We start from the raw sequence: 15,647 nt of genomic DNA on the forward strand, positions 1-15,647 counted from the left end.
CGTCCGCGGCGTCCCCGGCTCGTCCGGCAAGACCTCGACCAAGGACGTCATCGCGCAGCTGATCGAGCCGATGGGCCCGACGGTCGCGCCGCCCGGGTCGTTGGTGCGGTGGTGCGGGAGCGGGTGGCGGTGCTGGCGATGCCGGAGCAGCGCGAGGTGGCCGGAGCGCGGCGAGCGGTGGTCACCTCGCTCGGTGGGCCAGCCGTGCCGCCTTGCTGGCCCGCCGAACGGGCTGAGCTTGCCTGCTTCCCGCGCATCCCCGCATCTGGCAGGCTCGCCGGACCTGAGGTTCCTGCGGGCCACCCTCGTGCGACGGGCCTGTCCGGCCGTCCGCGCATCGCTCACTTCCTCAGGCCCACGAGAACCTCCATCGGCGTGACTGCACCAAGGACGTCGCGTACTCCCGCAAGTTCCCTGGCTGCGTGAGGTACGTGGGGAGGCTGAAAGCCCGGTGCTCGGCTGCCACCGTGAGCGCCCTGGCGTGGGTGCGGGGTGGGGCGGAAACCGAGAGCTCCAGCGAGTCGAAGCCCAGCGTCACCAGGGTCGCGCCGAAGCGGTCTTCCCAGCTGCGCAGGACTGCTGACAGCTCCGCGACCTGGTCTGTCGACTTGATCATTCCCGTCCAGCCGATGAGAGCCGGGACGTCAGCCGGACGGTCGGCTTGGACCAGGCCCAGCCGGTGTGGGGTCCGGGCGGCAAGGATCGAGCCGGTGTTGCCTGCTTCGGCCAGCGGATCCGAGCGGCGGTGCGAGCGTTTCGCCAATCCGGGGAAGCGGGTGCCGAACGGGCGCAGGCAGGCTCCGTCGCAGCAGGAACCGTCCCACCAGCGGGCCAGTACTTCGGCGGGGTCGGCGTTGGCGACGCGGTGGCCTGCGGGAGCTAGCCGGCCGCGGTCGTCCAGCCAGTCTTCGCCGCGGGCGGTGAAGCGCTGGTCGGGCGGTATGAGCACGGGCCACAATCCCGAGCGCTCGAACTCCGCGACGCAGCTCAGGTACCGCTGCGGGCGCGTGAGCGGTTCCTCCGACACCCAGATCCGCCCGTGCCAGCGCCCTGGCGGCAAGGTCTGGACCGGCGGTGCCCCGACGCCGGGGCGGAACGGTGCGATCGTCATGAGCTTCCCCTCGAACTGGTGTTCGGTGCCTGCATATCGAACAGTAGTTCGAACCACCGACAATTTCCAGGGCAACGCTCGCTCATCCGTTCGAGTGAACCTAGGGAAAGCCCAGGTCGAGGGGTGGAAAGAGTCAGTGCCGGGAGACGCGGCGCACCCGGACCGCGACGAACAGGCCGATGGCGATCGCCACCGCGGCGAGTACGACGTACTGGAAGACCGACGCGTACCGGTCCACCAGCGACCAGCTCTCCCCGAGCAGGTAACCGGCTACGACGAAGGCGGTGTTCCACAGTAGGCTGCCTGCCGTCGTCAGCAGCAGGAACCGGGCGAACGGCATCCGCTCGACGCCCGCCGGCAGGGAGATCAGGCTGCGGAAGATCGGCACCATTCGGCCGAGGAACACCGCCTTGCCGCCGTGGCGGGCGAACCACGCCTCGGTGCGGTCGAAGTCGGCGGCGTCCATCAGGGGCAGGCGGCTGAGCAGTGCGCGGCATCGGTCGCGGCCGAGCAAGGCGCCTAGCCAATAGACGATCACGGCGCCGGCGAGGGAGCCGAGGGTCGTCCAGAAGAGGGCGCCGACCAGGCTGAAGGTGCCGCGGCTCGCGGAGAAACCGGCTAGCGGGAGGACGAGTTCGCTCGGGATCGGCGGGAACAGGTTGTCCAGGCCGACGACGATCGCGGCGCCGATGCCGCCTAGCGAGTCCATCAGTCCGACGGCCCATCCGGCCAGTCCGGTGAGGGGTTCGGCGGGGGTGGCGAGCAAGAGGTTCACGAGGGGTCCTTTCGCGATGGAAGGCAACGTCGTCGAAGGTAGGAAGCCAAGGCGCGCAACACATTGCGGGCGGCCACCCGGAGAAATGCGGAAAACCGCAGTACTCCGCCCCCACCGAGCTGGCTAGCCTGATCAACGTGAACAGACCGCGAGTGCTGCGCCGGACGGCGGGCGTCGGCCTAGGCGCGCTGACGGCGCTCATCGAGGTGCCGTACCTGTTGCTCGCCGCACCCCTCCTAGCCATCCCCGCAGCACGACCGCGGGTGTTCCGCGGCGCACGAAGGCTCGCCGAAATAGAACGTGCCCGCGTGCAGCGTTTCCTCGACGCCGGCAACGGCGACGATTACGACGGCCGCCGCGCCCTGCAGTACCTCGTCCCGCGCGGCCTGACCGGGCTGCTCGCGCTGGGAGTCTGGGTGTGCATCGGCGCGGGTATAGCGGCTGGGGTGTTCTACTTCGCCCAACTGGTCACCGGACGAGCTCCCGGCGGAGCGGGCGACGGGACTCTCCTCGACTGGCTCCCGGTGCTGGCTCTCGGCGCGATCGCGGTATTCCTTTGTGGACAGGGCCTGATCGGCGTAGCCGCACTCGACCGAAAGCTGGCGAGGCGGTTTTTCGGGCCGAGCAGTCAGGAACTGTTGCGGCGCAGGGTGTCCGAGCTGGCGACCACGCGGAGTGAAGTGGTCGAGGCGGTCAACGGCGAGCGTCGCCGGATCGAGCGGGATTTGCATGACGGCGTGCAGCAAAGGCTGGTCGCGCTAGGCGTACTGCTCGGTCGGGCGCGTCGGACGCATGACGCCGACCGGGCGGCTGAGCTGGTCCGCCAGGCGCACGAGGAGTCGCAGGAAGCGTTGCGCGAGTTGCGAGAGGTGAGCTGGCGCGTGTACCCGATCGCGCTCGACGAAAGCGGTCTCGAGGCCGCGCTGGAGTCTCTGGCCGAGCGCGCCACGATCCCGGTCGACCTCCGTTACGCAATCGACGAGCCCTCGCCGGAGTTGGCGACGGTGGTCTACTTCGTGGCGTCCGAGTCGGTCACGAATGCGGCCAAACATGCCAACGCCAACAAGGTCACGATCGACGTCCGCCGGGGAAAGACCAAGCTCGAAGCAGAGATCACGGATGATGGCTGTGGTGGAGCGAGCGTCGGTGCGAGTGGCGGATTGTCTGGGCTGGCGAGGCGAGTGGCGGCGATGGATGGCGAGTTCTCCGTACAGAGCCCCGAAAACGGGCCGACCACAGTGCGGGTGGCGCTGCCGTGCGAGTGATTCTGGCCGAGGACGCGACATTGCTCAGGGAAGGTCTCGTGCGGCTGCTGGCGGAGGAAGGCCACGAAGTGGTCGCCGCGGTCGGCGATGGCGAGAAGCTTCTCGAAGCGACGGCGGAACACCAACCCGACGTGGTCGTCACCGACGTTCGCATGCCGCCGACTCATACCGACGAAGGGTTGCGTGCGGCGCTGGAAATCCGCGAACGCTGGCCGGACACGGGGGTGCTCGTGTTGTCGCAATATGTCGAGAAACGCTACGCGGCCAAGCTGATCGGCGGTGACGGCGGCCGCATCGGCTATCTGCTCAAGGATCGCGTCGCGCAGGTCGGCGACTTTCTCGACGCGCTGGACCGGGTCGGGGCCGGTGGCGCGGCCTTCGATCCGGAGGTGGTGCGCAGGCTCGTCGCCCGCACCTCGCACGAGGACGCGCTCGCGCGGCTGACCCCGCGCGAGCGCGACGTGCTGGAGAAAATGGCGCAGGGCCACACGAACGCGAGCATCGCCACGCTGCTGTACATCTCGCAGAGTGCCGTGGAGAAGCACGCGAACGCGATCTTCGACAAGCTCGACCTGCCGCAAGCGAAGGGGTACAGCCGCCGCGTGCTGGCCGTTCTCCGTTATCTCGGTTCGTGATTCACAGCGGTCGACGCAGGTCCTCCGCGTCGACGATGTGGTACGCGTAGCCCTGTTCGGCCAGGAAGCGCTGCCGATGCGCGGCGTACTCCGTGTCCACTGTGTCCCGCGAGACGATCGAGTAGAAGTGCGCCTGCCGTCCGTCGCCCTTCGGGCGCAGCAGGCGGCCGAGGCGTTGCGCTTCCTCCTGCCGTGAACCGAACGTGCCCGAAACCTGGATCGCCACTGACGCTTCCGGCAGGTCGATCGAGAAGTTCGCGACCTTCGACACCACGAGCGTGCGCAGTTCACCGCGGCGGAACTTGTCGAACAGTTCCTCGCGCTCCTTGTTCTTCGTCGCGCCCTGGATGACCGGGGCCTCCAGTTCCGCGCCCAGCATCTCCAACTGGTCGAGGTACGCGCCGATCACCAGGGTCGGTTCGCCGGCGTGCTTGTCCACAATGGACCGGATCACCGGGATCTTCGTCATCGCCGTCGCCGCGAGCTTGTACCGCTCGTCGGAGTCCGCGGTGGCGTACTGGAGCCGTTCGTTTTCAGTGAGCGTCACCCGCACCTCGGTGCATTCCGCCGGTGCGATCCAGCCCTGCGCCTCGATGTCGCGCCACGGCACGTCGTACCGCTTCGGGCCGATCAGCGAGAACACGTCGCCCTCGCGGCCGTCCTCGCGCACCAGCGTGGCGGTCAGGCCGAGCCGCCGCCGCGACTGCAGGTCCGCGGTCATCCGGAACACCGGCGCGGGCAGCAGGTGCACCTCGTCGTAGACGACCAGGCCCCAGTCGCGCGAATCGAACAGCTCCAGATGCCGGTACTCGCCCTTGGTCTTGCGCGTGACCACCTGGTACGTCGCGATGGTGACCGGGCGGATCTCCTTCTTCTCCCCGGAGTACTCGCCGATCTCGTCCTCGGTGAGCGACGTGCGCGCGACCAGTTCGCGCTTCCACTGCCGCCCGGCGACGGTGTTGGTGACCAGGATCAGCGTGGTCGCCTTGGCGTGCGCCATCGCGGCCGCGCCGACCAGCGTCTTGCCCGCGCCGCACGGCAGCACGACGACGCCGGAACCGCCCGCCCAGAACGCTTCTGCCGCCTTCCGCTGGTAGTCGCGCAGGCGCCAGTCGTCCTCGGCGAGATCGATCGGGTGCGCTTCGCCGTCCACGTACCCGGCGAGGTCCTCGGCGGGCCAGCCGACCTTCAGCAGCGCCTGCTTGAGCCGCCCGCGTTCGGACGGGTGCACGATCACCGTGTCGTCGTCGATCCGCGAGCCCAGCATCGGGCTGATCTTCTTGTTGCGCGAGACCTCTTCCAGCACCGCGCGGTCGGTCGTGGTCATGACCAGGCCGTGCGCCGGGTGGTTGGCGATCTGCAGCCGCCCGAACCGGCCCATCACGTCGACGACGTCGATCAAGAGCGGCTGCGGCACCGGGAAGCGCGAATACGTGGTGAGCGCGTCCACCACCTGTTCCGCGTCGTGCCCGGCCGCGCGCGCGTTCCACAACGCGAGCGGCGTGATCCGGTAGGTGTGCACGTGTTCGGGCGCTCGTTCCAGTTCGGCGAACGGCGCGATCGCGATCCGCGCGTCGTCGGCACGCGGATTGTCGACCTCGAGCAGCACGGTTTTGTCGGACTGGACGATCAGGGGGCCATCAGTCACCTCTCCTTTATACGTTCCCTCCCGGCCCGCGGCCCGGGGATGCCAAGATGGCGGGACGAAGCCGCGGGAGGGGACCCAGTGACCACACCACCGTTCGGCGTGCCGCCGGCCGCGAACCCGTACCAGCCGCTTCCGCGGCAGCCGGTGCCGGGCGGCCCGAAACGGGTGTCGGGCAAGCAGAAGGCGCTCTTCGCCGCGCTCGTCGTCGTGGCGCTCGGGCTCGGCACGCTCGGCGCGTTCGGGTTCGCCGCGGTCGCGCGCTCGGCCGGACCGCCGGTCGCGGGCAGTTGTCTCTACCTCACGTCGCTGGGCTCGGAGACGCAGACCTACACCGGAGCGGACTGCTCCGACCAGGCCGCCACCTACCGCGTCGACACCGTCGCCAAAGGCCGGTCTTCCTGCCGCGGCGAGGACTATGTGCCGTTCGAGCTGTACTCGTCGGCGCGCAGCACCACCAGCAGGCCGACCCAGACGCTGTGCCTCGCGTTGAACGTCGTGTCCGGCGAGTGCGTGCGTGACGTTTCGGACGAGTCGAAGGTCGGCAAGGTCGCTTGTGACGACCCCAAGGCGGAGGCGCGCGCGGTCGTGCACGACGGTACGAAGTCGGCGTCGAGCTGCGGCGAGAAGGACCTGTCGCTGGTCTACGCCGGGCCGCCGGTGCGCACGATCTGCCTGCAGCCGACCGGGGCGAGCATCTGAGGGCTACAAGGCGTTGGGGAGCATCGCCGCCACGTCGAGGCGGTTGGCGAGCTGCCCGGAGCTGTGCATGAGGTCGGCCACCCGCTGAAGCCGGGTCGCCGACAGCGTGGTCGGGTAGCTGCCGAGCGAGATCAGCGCGGCGGTGGTCTGGTCGATGTCGGAGAACGACGGCAGCGCGTCGCGCACCTTCGCCGAGTCGGACGCGGCTAGCTGGGCCTGGGTGAGGACGTTCCGGAACGCCGTCAGCGTGCGCGGGTTGGCGGCGGCGAACTGGCCGGTCGCGGCGTAGCCCGACGCCGGGAAGTCGAGGGTCGCGCCGGTCGAGCCGTCGGCGAGGACCCGCGCGCCGAGTTCCTTCTCCGCGCGGGTGATGTACGGCTCGACCATCAGCGCCGCGTCCGCGTCGCCGGACTGCAGCGCGGCGGGCATCTGCCCGAACGGCCGGGGCACGAATTCGATCTTCGATTTGTCGACGCCCGCCGTGCCGAGGACTGCCCGCGCGGTGAGCGCGCCGATGTCGTCAGGGGAGTCCACCGCGATCTTCGGCGACTTCTTCGCGGTCGGTTCGGTGTAGTCGGAATCGGGCAGCGTGACGAGCGCGATAGTCGTGCGGCCGAAGGTGTACGCCTCGCCCTGCAATTGCAGCGCGGTGCCGGACCCGGCGGCGCGGAACAGCGACACGTCGCTGCCGAACGTCACATCGACCTGTCCGGACTTCAGTTTTTCCACGCCGTCGCTGTCGCCGAGTTCCACCAGTTGGACATTCAGCCCGGCCTGGCGGAACTTTCCCGCGGCGACGGCGATCCGCAGCGGGGCGGTGTCGATGGGGCTCGCGACGCCGACCCGCAGCGTCGCGCGTTCCGGCGGTTGAGCTTGTCCGGCGTCACTGGATCCGAACACGGAGCAGCCGCTGAGTGCGAACAACGTCGCCACCAGCGCAAACCTCAGACCGGTCGCTTTCACTCGCCATCCCCTGCCGGGAGAATCTCTGCCTCGTGCTGGATCGTATGGGCCGCTGCCCATACGATCGCCCGCAGGGCTGTGCCCCCGCCAGGGTGGCTTCCCGATCTTTTCGCCGGGAACTACCAAGCGGTAGTTTCCGGCCGGAGCCCGATGACGTCCGTGGGCAGAGGTTCCCGCGGTGGAAAAGGAAGCACAGGTGACCCGTCGCGACGACCGTCCCCGTTCGGGTGACGCGACGGATCCGGCTGCCTCGCGCCCGGTCGGCGGCCGGTGGCGGCTGCGGAACTGGCGGCTGCGCACCAAGCTCTTCGTCGTCCTGCTGATCCCGGCGCTCGCCGTGGTCGTGCTGGTCGGCCTCCGGGTCAACAGCGACCTGCGCGACGCCCGCCAGCTCGCCGAGTTCGCCGCCCGTTGCCGGGTCGACTCGACGGTCGCCGAGGTCGTGCACCAGCTGCAGCGGGAACGCGACGTCACGGTGCGGTTCGTCGCGGGCGACCGCAAGGGGCCCACCGACGTCCTCGTCGGCCAGCGCACCCGGGTCGACCTGGCGATCGGCGCGTTCGAGCGGTCGCTCGCCGACAGCAAAACGCGGCTCGACGAATCGGCGGCGGGCGATCTGCAGCAGAGCGACGACCGGCTGCGGGTGCTGGGCGGCCTCCGGTATTCGGCCGAGCACTCCGCGTATCCGGCGGACGCGGTGCTCCGCTCCTACAGCGAGCTGATCTCGGGGTTGCTCGACATCAGCGACACCGCCGCGGCCGACGTCACCGAACCCGACCTGGCGCGGCTGCGGCTGGCCGGGAACGCGCTCGCGCGGATCAAGGACCAGATGTCGGTCAAGCGCGCGATCATGTCCGAGGCGATCGCGCAGGGCACGCTCAACCGGGACCGGACGCGTGCGCTGCTCGGCGCGGAGGCCGAACTGGCCGCCGCGCGCAGCGACTACCGCACCTTCGCGACTCCGGATGAACAGCGGATGTACTCGGACACGGTGATCGGCATCGTCGTCGACATCGGCAACGACATGGTCGAGTCGGCGCTCACGCGTACCGAGAACAACCAGCCGCTGTCCGGTCTGGACGCCGACCAGTGGGACACCGCGTCGACGTACACGGTCAATCTCGCCCATCAGGTGCAGCAAGCGCTGCTCGTCCAGCTCCAGGACAAAACGGACGCACGGGCCGCCAGCGCCCGCGCGTCGACGATCTGGGACGGCGGAATCGTCATCGGTGTCCTGCTGGTCGCCGGTGTGCTGTCGGTGGTGATCGCGCGCTCGCTGCTGCGGCCGCTGCGGATCCTGCGCCGTACCGCGCTGGAGGTCGCCGACCATCGGCTGCCCGAGGCCGTGCAGCGGCTGCTCACCGAGCCCGATCCGGCTCCGGAGAACCTGCGGCACCGGGCGGCGGTCGCGCCGGTGCCGATCTTCACCCGCGAGGAGGTCGGGCAGGTCGCGCGCGCGTTCGACGCGGTGCACGGCGAGGCGGTCCGGCTGGCCGCCGAGCAGGCGATGCTGCGCGAGAACGTCAACGCGATGTTCGTCAACCTGTCGCAGCGCAGCCAGGACCTGGTGGAGCGGCAGCTGTCCGTGCTCGACCGGATGGAGGCGGGCGAACAGGACCCGGAGACCCTCGGCGGGCTGTTCGAACTCGACCACCTCGCCACCCGGATGCGGCGCAACAGCGAGAACCTGCTGGTGCTGTCCGGCACCGACCTGATGCGCGAGGACACCGGACCGGTGGTCGCCGACGAGATCATCGGGGCCGCACTGTCCGAAGTGGAGGATTACCAGCGGATCGAGATCGGTCCGGCCCCCGCGCTCGCGGTGCGCGGCGACGCGGTCAACGACCTGGTGCACGTGGTGTCCGAGCTGCTGGAGAACGCCACCCGGTACTCCGGGCCGCAGGCGGCGGTCACCGTCGAGAGCGCGCGGACACCGGAGGGGGCGTGGCGGATCGAGATCACCGACCGCGGCGCGGGCATGCCGCAGGCGGAGATCGACCGCACCAACGCGCGGCTGGCGCATCCGCCGGAGGTCGACGTCGAGGTGTCGCGCCGGATGGGCCTGTTCGTGGTCGCGACGTTGGCCGAACGGCACGCCATCGCGGTGAAGCTGAGTCCGGCCGAGGGACGCGGGCTCACCGCGACGGCCGTCGTCCCGGCGGCGTTGATCACCGAGGCCCCGCCGCTGCCGCAGCCGCCCGCGCCGGTCGAACCGGAACCCGCGCCGGAACCGGAGCTGCTGGCCCCGCTCGCGCCGCTGGCCCCGGCCGAGGAGCCAGCGGAGCCCGTGGAACTGGTCGCGCCGACCCTCGACGACGCCGGTCCGCTGCGGCGGGCGCCGGTGGTCGAGGAAGCGCCGTCGTGGCCGGGGCCGGCGTCGCGGTCGCATTTGGAGATCGACGCGCCGACGGACCGGATGCCTGCCTACCGCGACGTGCTTTCGCGCTGGTTCGACCTCTCCGCCCCGGTCGAGGAACCAGTGGCGCCGGAGCCGCGCGTCGTCGCGCCGATGCCCGAGGTGCCCGCGTTCGAGCCGGACTACCAGGCAGCCGAGCCGAGGCACGCCTACGAAACGCCGCCGGAGTTCCCGACCGACGACCCGGACGAGGCGGCTCCCGAGTGGCCGGCGCCGGAGCCCGCGGAGCAACCGGAGTGGCCGTCGCCTGAGCACCTGGAACAAGAGGACGGGGCCGAGGACACCTGGCCGTTCCTGCGGGTCGCCGACGTGGCGGGCGGCCCCGCCGCGGAGCCGGAGCCGCGGCCGATACTCTCGCTTTCCCCCGACGCGGTGCGCGCCCGGATGACGAGCCTGCAAGGCGGCTTCCGGCGCGGCAGGCACGCCAGGGGGGAAGACACCCCGCCACTGGATCGAAACGGATGAGGCATGAGTTCGAACACCGCCCTGCTGGAAGTGATCGCGCTGGGCGCGCGGGACGCGGAGCGGGCGCAGGAGGGCGGAGCGGACCGGCTCGAACTGGTCTCCGACATGGCCAGCGACGGGCTCACCCCGAGCGAGGCGACAGTGCGCGAGGTGCTCGCGGCCACTGACTTGCCGGTGCGCGTGATGCTGCGCGCGGAGAACACTTTCGACGCGCGCGCGATCGACGAGCTGTGCGCTTCGGCGGCCCGGTTGGTGTCCGCGGGTGCGCAGGAGTTCGTCTTCGGCTTCCTGACCGAGGACGGCGAGGTCGACGCCGAGGCGTGCCGCGCGCTGCTGAAGGAGATCGACGGGCGGCCGTGGACGTTCCACCGCGCCATCGACCGTTCGCGCAATCCGATCGCCGCTTACGACGTGCTGGCTGAGCTCGGCTGCGACACCGTACTGGCGGCGGGCCACGCGAACGGTGTCGCGAGTGGACTGTCCGTGCTGCAGCAGCTGGCGCGGCGGACCGACGGTCCGGCGCTGCTGGTCGGCGGCGGCTTGCGGGCACAGCAGGTGCATTTGCTGCGGGCGGGCGGGGTGCGCGGCTTCCACGTCGGCGGAGCGGTGCGTCCGTCCGGTTGGGACGCTCCGGTCGACGCGGCGGCCGTGCGCGAGTGGGCCGAACTCGTCAAGGGCTGACGCTCCAGTCCATTGCGGAAGGGAACCTCGCCGGGAATTCCAATTCCGGCAAGGTTCCCTTCTTTGCTTGACGAGCACAGTGCGCGTGTGCGCGCAAGCGGTCCGGAATGTCCGGGGCTTCCGTCTTCCGACGTCCGATGGTTTCCGGATTCGGCTGGACATCGCGGCGTCAATCAGTCATAAATCGTGCAAGTGGAAAACAAACCAACCGCGTTAAGGTCAGCCAAAAGTAGGTTTCTTTGTTTCCTGCGGTTTTTTAGGGTCGGTGATACGGGTCGGTACCGCGATTTAGCCGACCTGGTCCCCGCCTCTCGAGAGGAATTCTCATGCGCTTGCGCAAGCTCGTCGCCGCCGCGGTTCCGCTGCCGGCCTTGCTGTGCCTGTCCGTGGCTGGCGTCGCGAACGCCGATCCGCTGGTCGCCCTTTCCGGCAACGCCGCACCGCTCGCCGCCAGCGCGCGGTCCGGCGATATTGCCGCTGAGCAGCAGATTCCCGCCGCACTGTCCCTCAAGCTGCACAACCAGCAGGCATTGGCCCGCTTCCTCGCCGACGTGCAGGACCCGGCTTCGCCGCGGTACCACCGATTCCTCTCTCCGGAGCAATTCACTGCTGCATTCGGCCCAACGCAAGCCGAGGCCGATCAGGCGGTGAATTTCCTCAAGCGCAGCGGTGCGCAGGGTATTGAGGTTTCCGGAAACCGGCAGGCGATCACCTTCTCGGCAACTGCCGGACAGCTGGAATCTGCCTTCCATACGCGTATCGGCAATTACACCGACACGGTCACCGGCCGGAAGTTCTACGCCAACGACTCGGCGCCGGAATTGCCCGCTTCGGTGTCCTCGGTGGTCGATTCGGTCGTCGGCCTCGACAATCACGCGGTCAAGCACCACGCGAAGCCGACGCAGGCGCCGCGCACGGTCAAGCCGGTGACGCCGACCATCCTCAAGACCGCGTACGGCACCAGCGGAATGACCGCCACCGGCGCGGGCGTGAATGTCGGTTTCGTGGAGTTCGACGGCTACAAGAAGTCCGACATCACCGCGTACGACACCAAGTACGGCCTCAAGGCGGGCACGGTCAGCACGGTTTCGGTCAACGGAGCCAACTACGACTCCAGCCCCGGCGACGGCCAGACCGAGGTCGACCTGGACATCGAGGTCGTGCACGCGCTCGCCGCGCCTGCCAACGACTACGTGTACGAGGCCCCGAACTCCAACGCGGGCGAGCTGGCGATGTACCAGAAGATCGCGTCGGACAAGAAGGTCAGCGTCGTCTCGATCTCGTGGGGCTCTTGCGAGGCGGCGGAAGGCTCGGCCGCGGCCAACAGCGTCGACAAGGCGCTCGCGACCGGCACCGCCGAGGGCATCAGCTACTTCGCCGCCGCGGGCGACGACGGCACCACCGACTGCGCCCGCCAGACCGGCAGCAAGTCCCAGGCCGTGGACTTCCCGGCGTCGAGCCCGAACGTCTCCGGCGTCGGCGGCACGCAGCTGACGGTGAATTCGTCGAACGGCTACAGCAGCGAGACGACGTGGAACGACGGTGCTTCCGGCGGAGCGGGCGGCGGCGGCATCTCGACGATCTTCGCCGCGCCGTCGTGGCAGTCCAAGCAGAGCACGACCAAGCGCAAGGTCCCGGACGTCGCCGGTGACGCCGCGCAGGGTTCGGCGTACACGATCATCTCCGGCGGACAGACCGGGAACGTGTGGGGCACGTCGGGCGCCGCGCCGCTGTGGGCGGGCTTCGCCGCGCTGCAGAACGAGGTCCACAAGGGCGGCCTCGGCAACCTGAACGCGAAGTTCTACAGCATCGGCAACGGTTCCTCGTACGGTTCCGGCTTCCACGATGTGACCACCGGCAACAACACCTTCAACGGCACCACCGGCTTCTCCGCCGGAAAGGGCTACGACCAGACGACCGGCTGGGGTTCGTTCAACGGCTCCGGACTGTCCAAACTGATCGGCTGACAACGACTGTCGCGAGCGCCTGTCCCGGTCGCCGGGGCAGGCGCTCGCGCGTGTCTTGTGGACTGAAGCGGCTACGGACAATGGCTGATTGACCAAGATCCGGGACGCTGTTTTGATGGCCGGGTGCAGCCTCTCCTGACGCCTAAGCAGCAGGCCCTCGTCGACCGCGCCGCCAAGCTCGCGGACAGTTTCGCCGAGCGCGCGGCCGAGCACGACCGGGACAACACGTTCCCGCACCAGAACTACGACGACCTGCGGGAGGCGGGCTTCCTCCGGCTGTCGGTTCCCGAGGAACTCGGCGGCTCCGGTGCCGGGCTGCCGGAAATCCTGCCGGTGCTGGAACGGCTGGCGATGGGCGACGGCGCGACCGCGCTGGCGTTCACGATGCACCTGTCGCCGCTGGGACAGTGGGCGAGCGTGTGGCGGCGCACGAAGGCGCCCCGGCTGGAGCAACTGCTGCGCAAGGCGGTGGACGGCGAACTGGTCTGGGCGTCGATCACCAGCGAAACGGGCCTGCGCAACGACATGACGGACGCGAAGACCCGTGCGGTCCGCGTCGAGGGCGGCTTCGAACTGACCGGCCGCAAGAGCTTCGCGACCAACTCGGCGGTCGCCACGCACTGCTCGACCACCGCCCGCTACGAGGACGCCGACGGCGGCCCGCGGCTGCTGCTGTGCCAGATCGCGCTGGACGCGCCGGGCGTCACGATCCACCAGACGTGGAACACCATGGGCATGCGCGGCACCCAGAGCAACGACGTCGAACTGGACAAGGTGTTCGTCGAGGACGCCGCGGTCGTGCACTCGCTGCCAGTGAAACACCTCGACTCGAGGGTGCTGGAAACCGTCTGGGCCTGGGCGATGCCCGCGTTCTCGGCGGTGTACACGGGAATCGCGGCCGGCGCGCTGGACTGGACCGTGCAGACGCTGATCCAGCGCGGCAAGGCGGAAGACCCGGTGCTGCAGGACGTGATCGGCGAATGCCAGATCCTGCTGGAAAGCTCCCGCGCGCTGATCTACCGCCAGGCCGAAGAGGTGACGAGCCGGCGGTTGTTCACCGGGGACATCCAAGACGGCGTGGCCCGCAGCGCGATCGTGAAGTACACGGCGGCGAACAACGCGGTCCAGGTGATGCAGCGGCTGGTCGATGCACTGGGCGGGATGTCCTACACGAAGGCGCTGCCGTTCGAGCGCATGTGGCGCGACGTGCAGGCGAGCACGTTCATGCCGATGGGCAACCTGGCGACCCGGAAACTGGTGGGGGCGAACGTGCTGGGCGTGCGAACGCTGCCGGAGATCGGTCCGGACGAGACCGGACCGGATTCCCGCGCTAAGGGCTGAACGGGTGAACCGGGCCGGAATCGAATGAGTTCTTGCTGCTCAGGGGCTATCTTGACCGCTTCGGTCTTGGTGTCCAGGGGAGGGACAGCGAGTGGCGAAGCCGATTATCCGGACGCGTCCGGACGGGACGAAGTATCCGATCACGCCTAAGAAGGGCGGCGGAGCAAAGGTTTTCGTAGCCGGGGTGGCCATCGTCGCCGCAGTCGGCGGCGGCACGGCGACGGGACTTGGCGGTGCGGCCAGCGTGGATTCCGGTGCGGCAGAGGCGTTGCCCGGCAACCTCGCGGGCGACGTCGCGGATTCCTTGCCTGGCCGGAGCCTCAAGGCACGGAAAGCGGAGGCCGAGAAGTCCGCGAAGCGGGGCCGTAAGAAAGAGACCTTCAGCCGGTTCAAGCTCAAGCAGCTCAAGGAAGCGATGGAGCGCGAGGGCGACTGCCTGCTGAATTCCACCGGTCGTGTCCGGGAGTACCTCGCACGGCACCGTTGTACCTCGTTGCATCGGAACCTCTTCGCCGTCGGAGACGGACACGGCAACGCGGCGGTGCTTTCCATCGCGCGGGTGGGGTTTCCGAAGAAGAGCGACGCCGAGGGGTGCGAGAAGGTCGAGGAGGTGCAGGGCAGCGGGGACATCAAACCCCTAGGCGCTGCCCTGCTCGGCCTCGACGGCGTGAAATTCTCCGGCCACCACTTCCAGTCCAGAGTGGACGGTCGAGCAATGGTGGTCGCCGAAACAGAAACCGTTGCCGGAAAAGTGGATCCCGGCACCCTTGACGCCCTTGCGGACGTCTCGGTCTGGTTCCCGAAGCTGTGACTACTTCTTCTCCGAAACGACGGCGTCCGAAGCCTCCGAAGCAGCGGCCTCCGCCGCCTCCTGCTCCGCCAGATCGGCCGCCGCCTGCACGGCCGGCCCGTGCAGCAACCGGGCCACTTCGCCGCGCAGCGAAACGAATTCCGCCGATTCCCGCGTCGTGATCTGGTCCCGCTGGGCGGGCAGGTCCACCTTCAGATCCGCCACGATCCGGGCAGGCGACTTCGACAGCACCAGCACCCGGTCGCCCAGGTACACGCTCTCGTCGATGTCGTGCGTCACCAGCAAAACCGTCGTGCTCTGTTCGACCTGCACCCGGCGCAGCAGGTCTTCCAGCTCGAACCGGGTCTGGGCGTCCACCGACGCGAACGGCTCGTCCATCAGCAGCAGCGCGGGGCGGCTCGCCAGCGCGCGGGCGATCGACACCCGCTGCTGCATGCCGCCTGAGAGCTGCCACGGGTACTTGTTCACCGCGGCCGACAGGCCGACCGCCTCGAGCGCTTCGGCGGCCCGGGCACGCCGGGTCGCCTTGTCGAGTTTGCTCCAGCGCAGCGGGAATTCCACGTTCTTCGCGACCGACAGCCACGGGAACAGGGAGCGGCTGTAGTCCTGGAACACCACGGCGAGATCGTCCGGCACCGACGTGACGCGGTCGCCGTGCAGGCTCACCGTGCCCGCGGTCGGCGGGATCAGGCCGGCGATCGCGCGCAGCAGGGTGGACTTTCCGCAGCCGGACGGGCCGACGATGCACGCCAGCTGCCCGGTCTCCACCGTGAACGACAGTTCGTTGACCGCGACGTGCGCGGACTCGCCGCTGCCGTAGCGGTGGCTGAGGCCGGAGACCTCGAGCATGGTCGACATAACGGGAAAACC

At 69.3% G+C, this 15,647-nt stretch carries 14 protein-coding genes; 8 read left to right on the forward strand and 6 right to left on the reverse strand.

What is annotated here, in order from left to right; translation table 11 throughout:
- The 3 genes from H4281_RS45305 to H4281_RS43520 all read right to left on the reverse strand — a co-directional run.
- A partial coding sequence (locus H4281_RS45305; protein ID WP_220508755.1) for a hypothetical protein occupies positions 1-345 on the reverse strand: 345 nt, incomplete at its 3' end.
- 4 nt (positions 346-349) lie between these two features.
- A complete protein-coding gene (locus tag H4281_RS43515) occupies positions 350-1,111 on the reverse strand; it encodes a DUF4253 domain-containing protein (RefSeq protein WP_037807874.1) in 762 nt (253 codons plus the stop codon).
- A 133-nt stretch (positions 1,112-1,244) separates the two neighbouring features.
- On the reverse strand, positions 1,245-1,886 hold the full coding sequence (locus H4281_RS43520; protein WP_182896698.1) for a DedA family protein: 642 nt from the start codon (positions 1,884-1,886) through the stop codon (positions 1,245-1,247).
- Between the two features lie 137 nt (positions 1,887-2,023).
- Between H4281_RS43520 and H4281_RS43525 the strand changes: the two genes are divergently transcribed.
- Positions 2,024-3,151: a sensor histidine kinase gene (locus H4281_RS43525; protein ID WP_182896699.1), complete on the forward strand. Its 1,128-nt coding sequence runs from the start codon at positions 2,024-2,026 to the stop codon at positions 3,149-3,151.
- Positions 3,142-3,786 carry a response regulator gene (locus H4281_RS43530; protein ID WP_182896700.1) on the forward strand — a complete coding sequence of 215 codons (645 nt, stop codon included), beginning with the start codon at positions 3,142-3,144 and terminating at the stop codon, positions 3,784-3,786. Before H4281_RS43525 ends, H4281_RS43530 begins: the two co-directional genes overlap by 10 nt.
- Position 3,787: 1 nt before the next feature.
- Here the strand turns inward: H4281_RS43530 and H4281_RS43535 are convergent, their stop codons facing one another.
- Positions 3,788-5,434 (reverse strand): DNA repair helicase XPB, encoded by a 1,647-nt coding sequence (locus H4281_RS43535; RefSeq protein ID WP_182896701.1) that lies wholly within the window; start codon positions 5,432-5,434, stop codon positions 3,788-3,790.
- Between the two features lie 78 nt (positions 5,435-5,512).
- Here H4281_RS43535 and H4281_RS43540 point away from each other — a divergent pair, with 78 nt between their 5' ends.
- Positions 5,513-6,133 carry an LppU/SCO3897 family protein gene (locus H4281_RS43540; RefSeq protein WP_182896702.1) on the forward strand — a complete coding sequence of 207 codons (621 nt, stop codon included), beginning with the start codon at positions 5,513-5,515 and terminating at the stop codon, positions 6,131-6,133.
- Between the two features lie 3 nt (positions 6,134-6,136).
- Here H4281_RS43540 and H4281_RS43545 read toward each other — a convergent pair whose 3' ends face one another.
- Positions 6,137-7,156, reverse strand: coding sequence for an ABC transporter substrate-binding protein (locus H4281_RS43545; protein WP_246412789.1), 1,020 nt, complete (start codon positions 7,154-7,156; stop codon positions 6,137-6,139).
- A gap of 136 nt (positions 7,157-7,292) precedes the next feature.
- On the opposite strand from H4281_RS43545, the gene H4281_RS43550 reads away from it, so the two are divergent.
- The 5 genes from H4281_RS43550 (at position 7,293) to H4281_RS43570 (ending at position 14,777) form a co-directional block, all read left to right on the forward strand.
- Positions 7,293-9,977 carry a sensor histidine kinase gene (locus H4281_RS43550; protein WP_182896704.1) on the forward strand — a complete coding sequence of 895 codons (2,685 nt, stop codon included), beginning with the start codon at positions 7,293-7,295 and terminating at the stop codon, positions 9,975-9,977.
- Between the two features lie 3 nt (positions 9,978-9,980).
- Complete coding sequence (locus tag H4281_RS43555) at positions 9,981-10,658, forward strand: copper homeostasis protein CutC (RefSeq protein WP_182896705.1); 678 nt, start codon at positions 9,981-9,983, stop codon at positions 10,656-10,658.
- Between the two features lie 326 nt (positions 10,659-10,984).
- Positions 10,985-12,625 (forward strand): S53 family peptidase, encoded by a 1,641-nt coding sequence (locus tag H4281_RS43560; RefSeq protein ID WP_182896706.1) that lies wholly within the window; start codon positions 10,985-10,987, stop codon positions 12,623-12,625.
- A 123-nt stretch (positions 12,626-12,748) separates the two neighbouring features.
- Positions 12,749-13,966 carry an acyl-CoA dehydrogenase family protein gene (locus H4281_RS43565; protein WP_182896707.1) on the forward strand — a complete coding sequence of 406 codons (1,218 nt, stop codon included), beginning with the start codon at positions 12,749-12,751 and terminating at the stop codon, positions 13,964-13,966.
- A gap of 91 nt (positions 13,967-14,057) precedes the next feature.
- The gene (locus H4281_RS43570; protein ID WP_246412791.1) at positions 14,058-14,777 is read left to right on the forward strand and encodes a hypothetical protein; all 720 of its coding nucleotides are present in this window, start codon (positions 14,058-14,060) and stop codon (positions 14,775-14,777) included.
- Here the strand turns inward: H4281_RS43570 and H4281_RS43575 are convergent, their stop codons facing one another.
- Entirely contained in the window at positions 14,778-15,635 is an 858-nt protein-coding gene (locus H4281_RS43575; protein WP_182896708.1) for an ABC transporter ATP-binding protein, read from the reverse strand. It lies immediately after the preceding gene.
- Between the last annotated feature and the right edge of the window lie 12 nt (positions 15,636-15,647).

It is taken from the genome of Amycolatopsis dendrobii (assembly GCF_014145675.1).
GTDB classification, from domain to species: domain Bacteria; phylum Actinomycetota; class Actinomycetes; order Mycobacteriales; family Pseudonocardiaceae; genus Amycolatopsis; species Amycolatopsis dendrobii.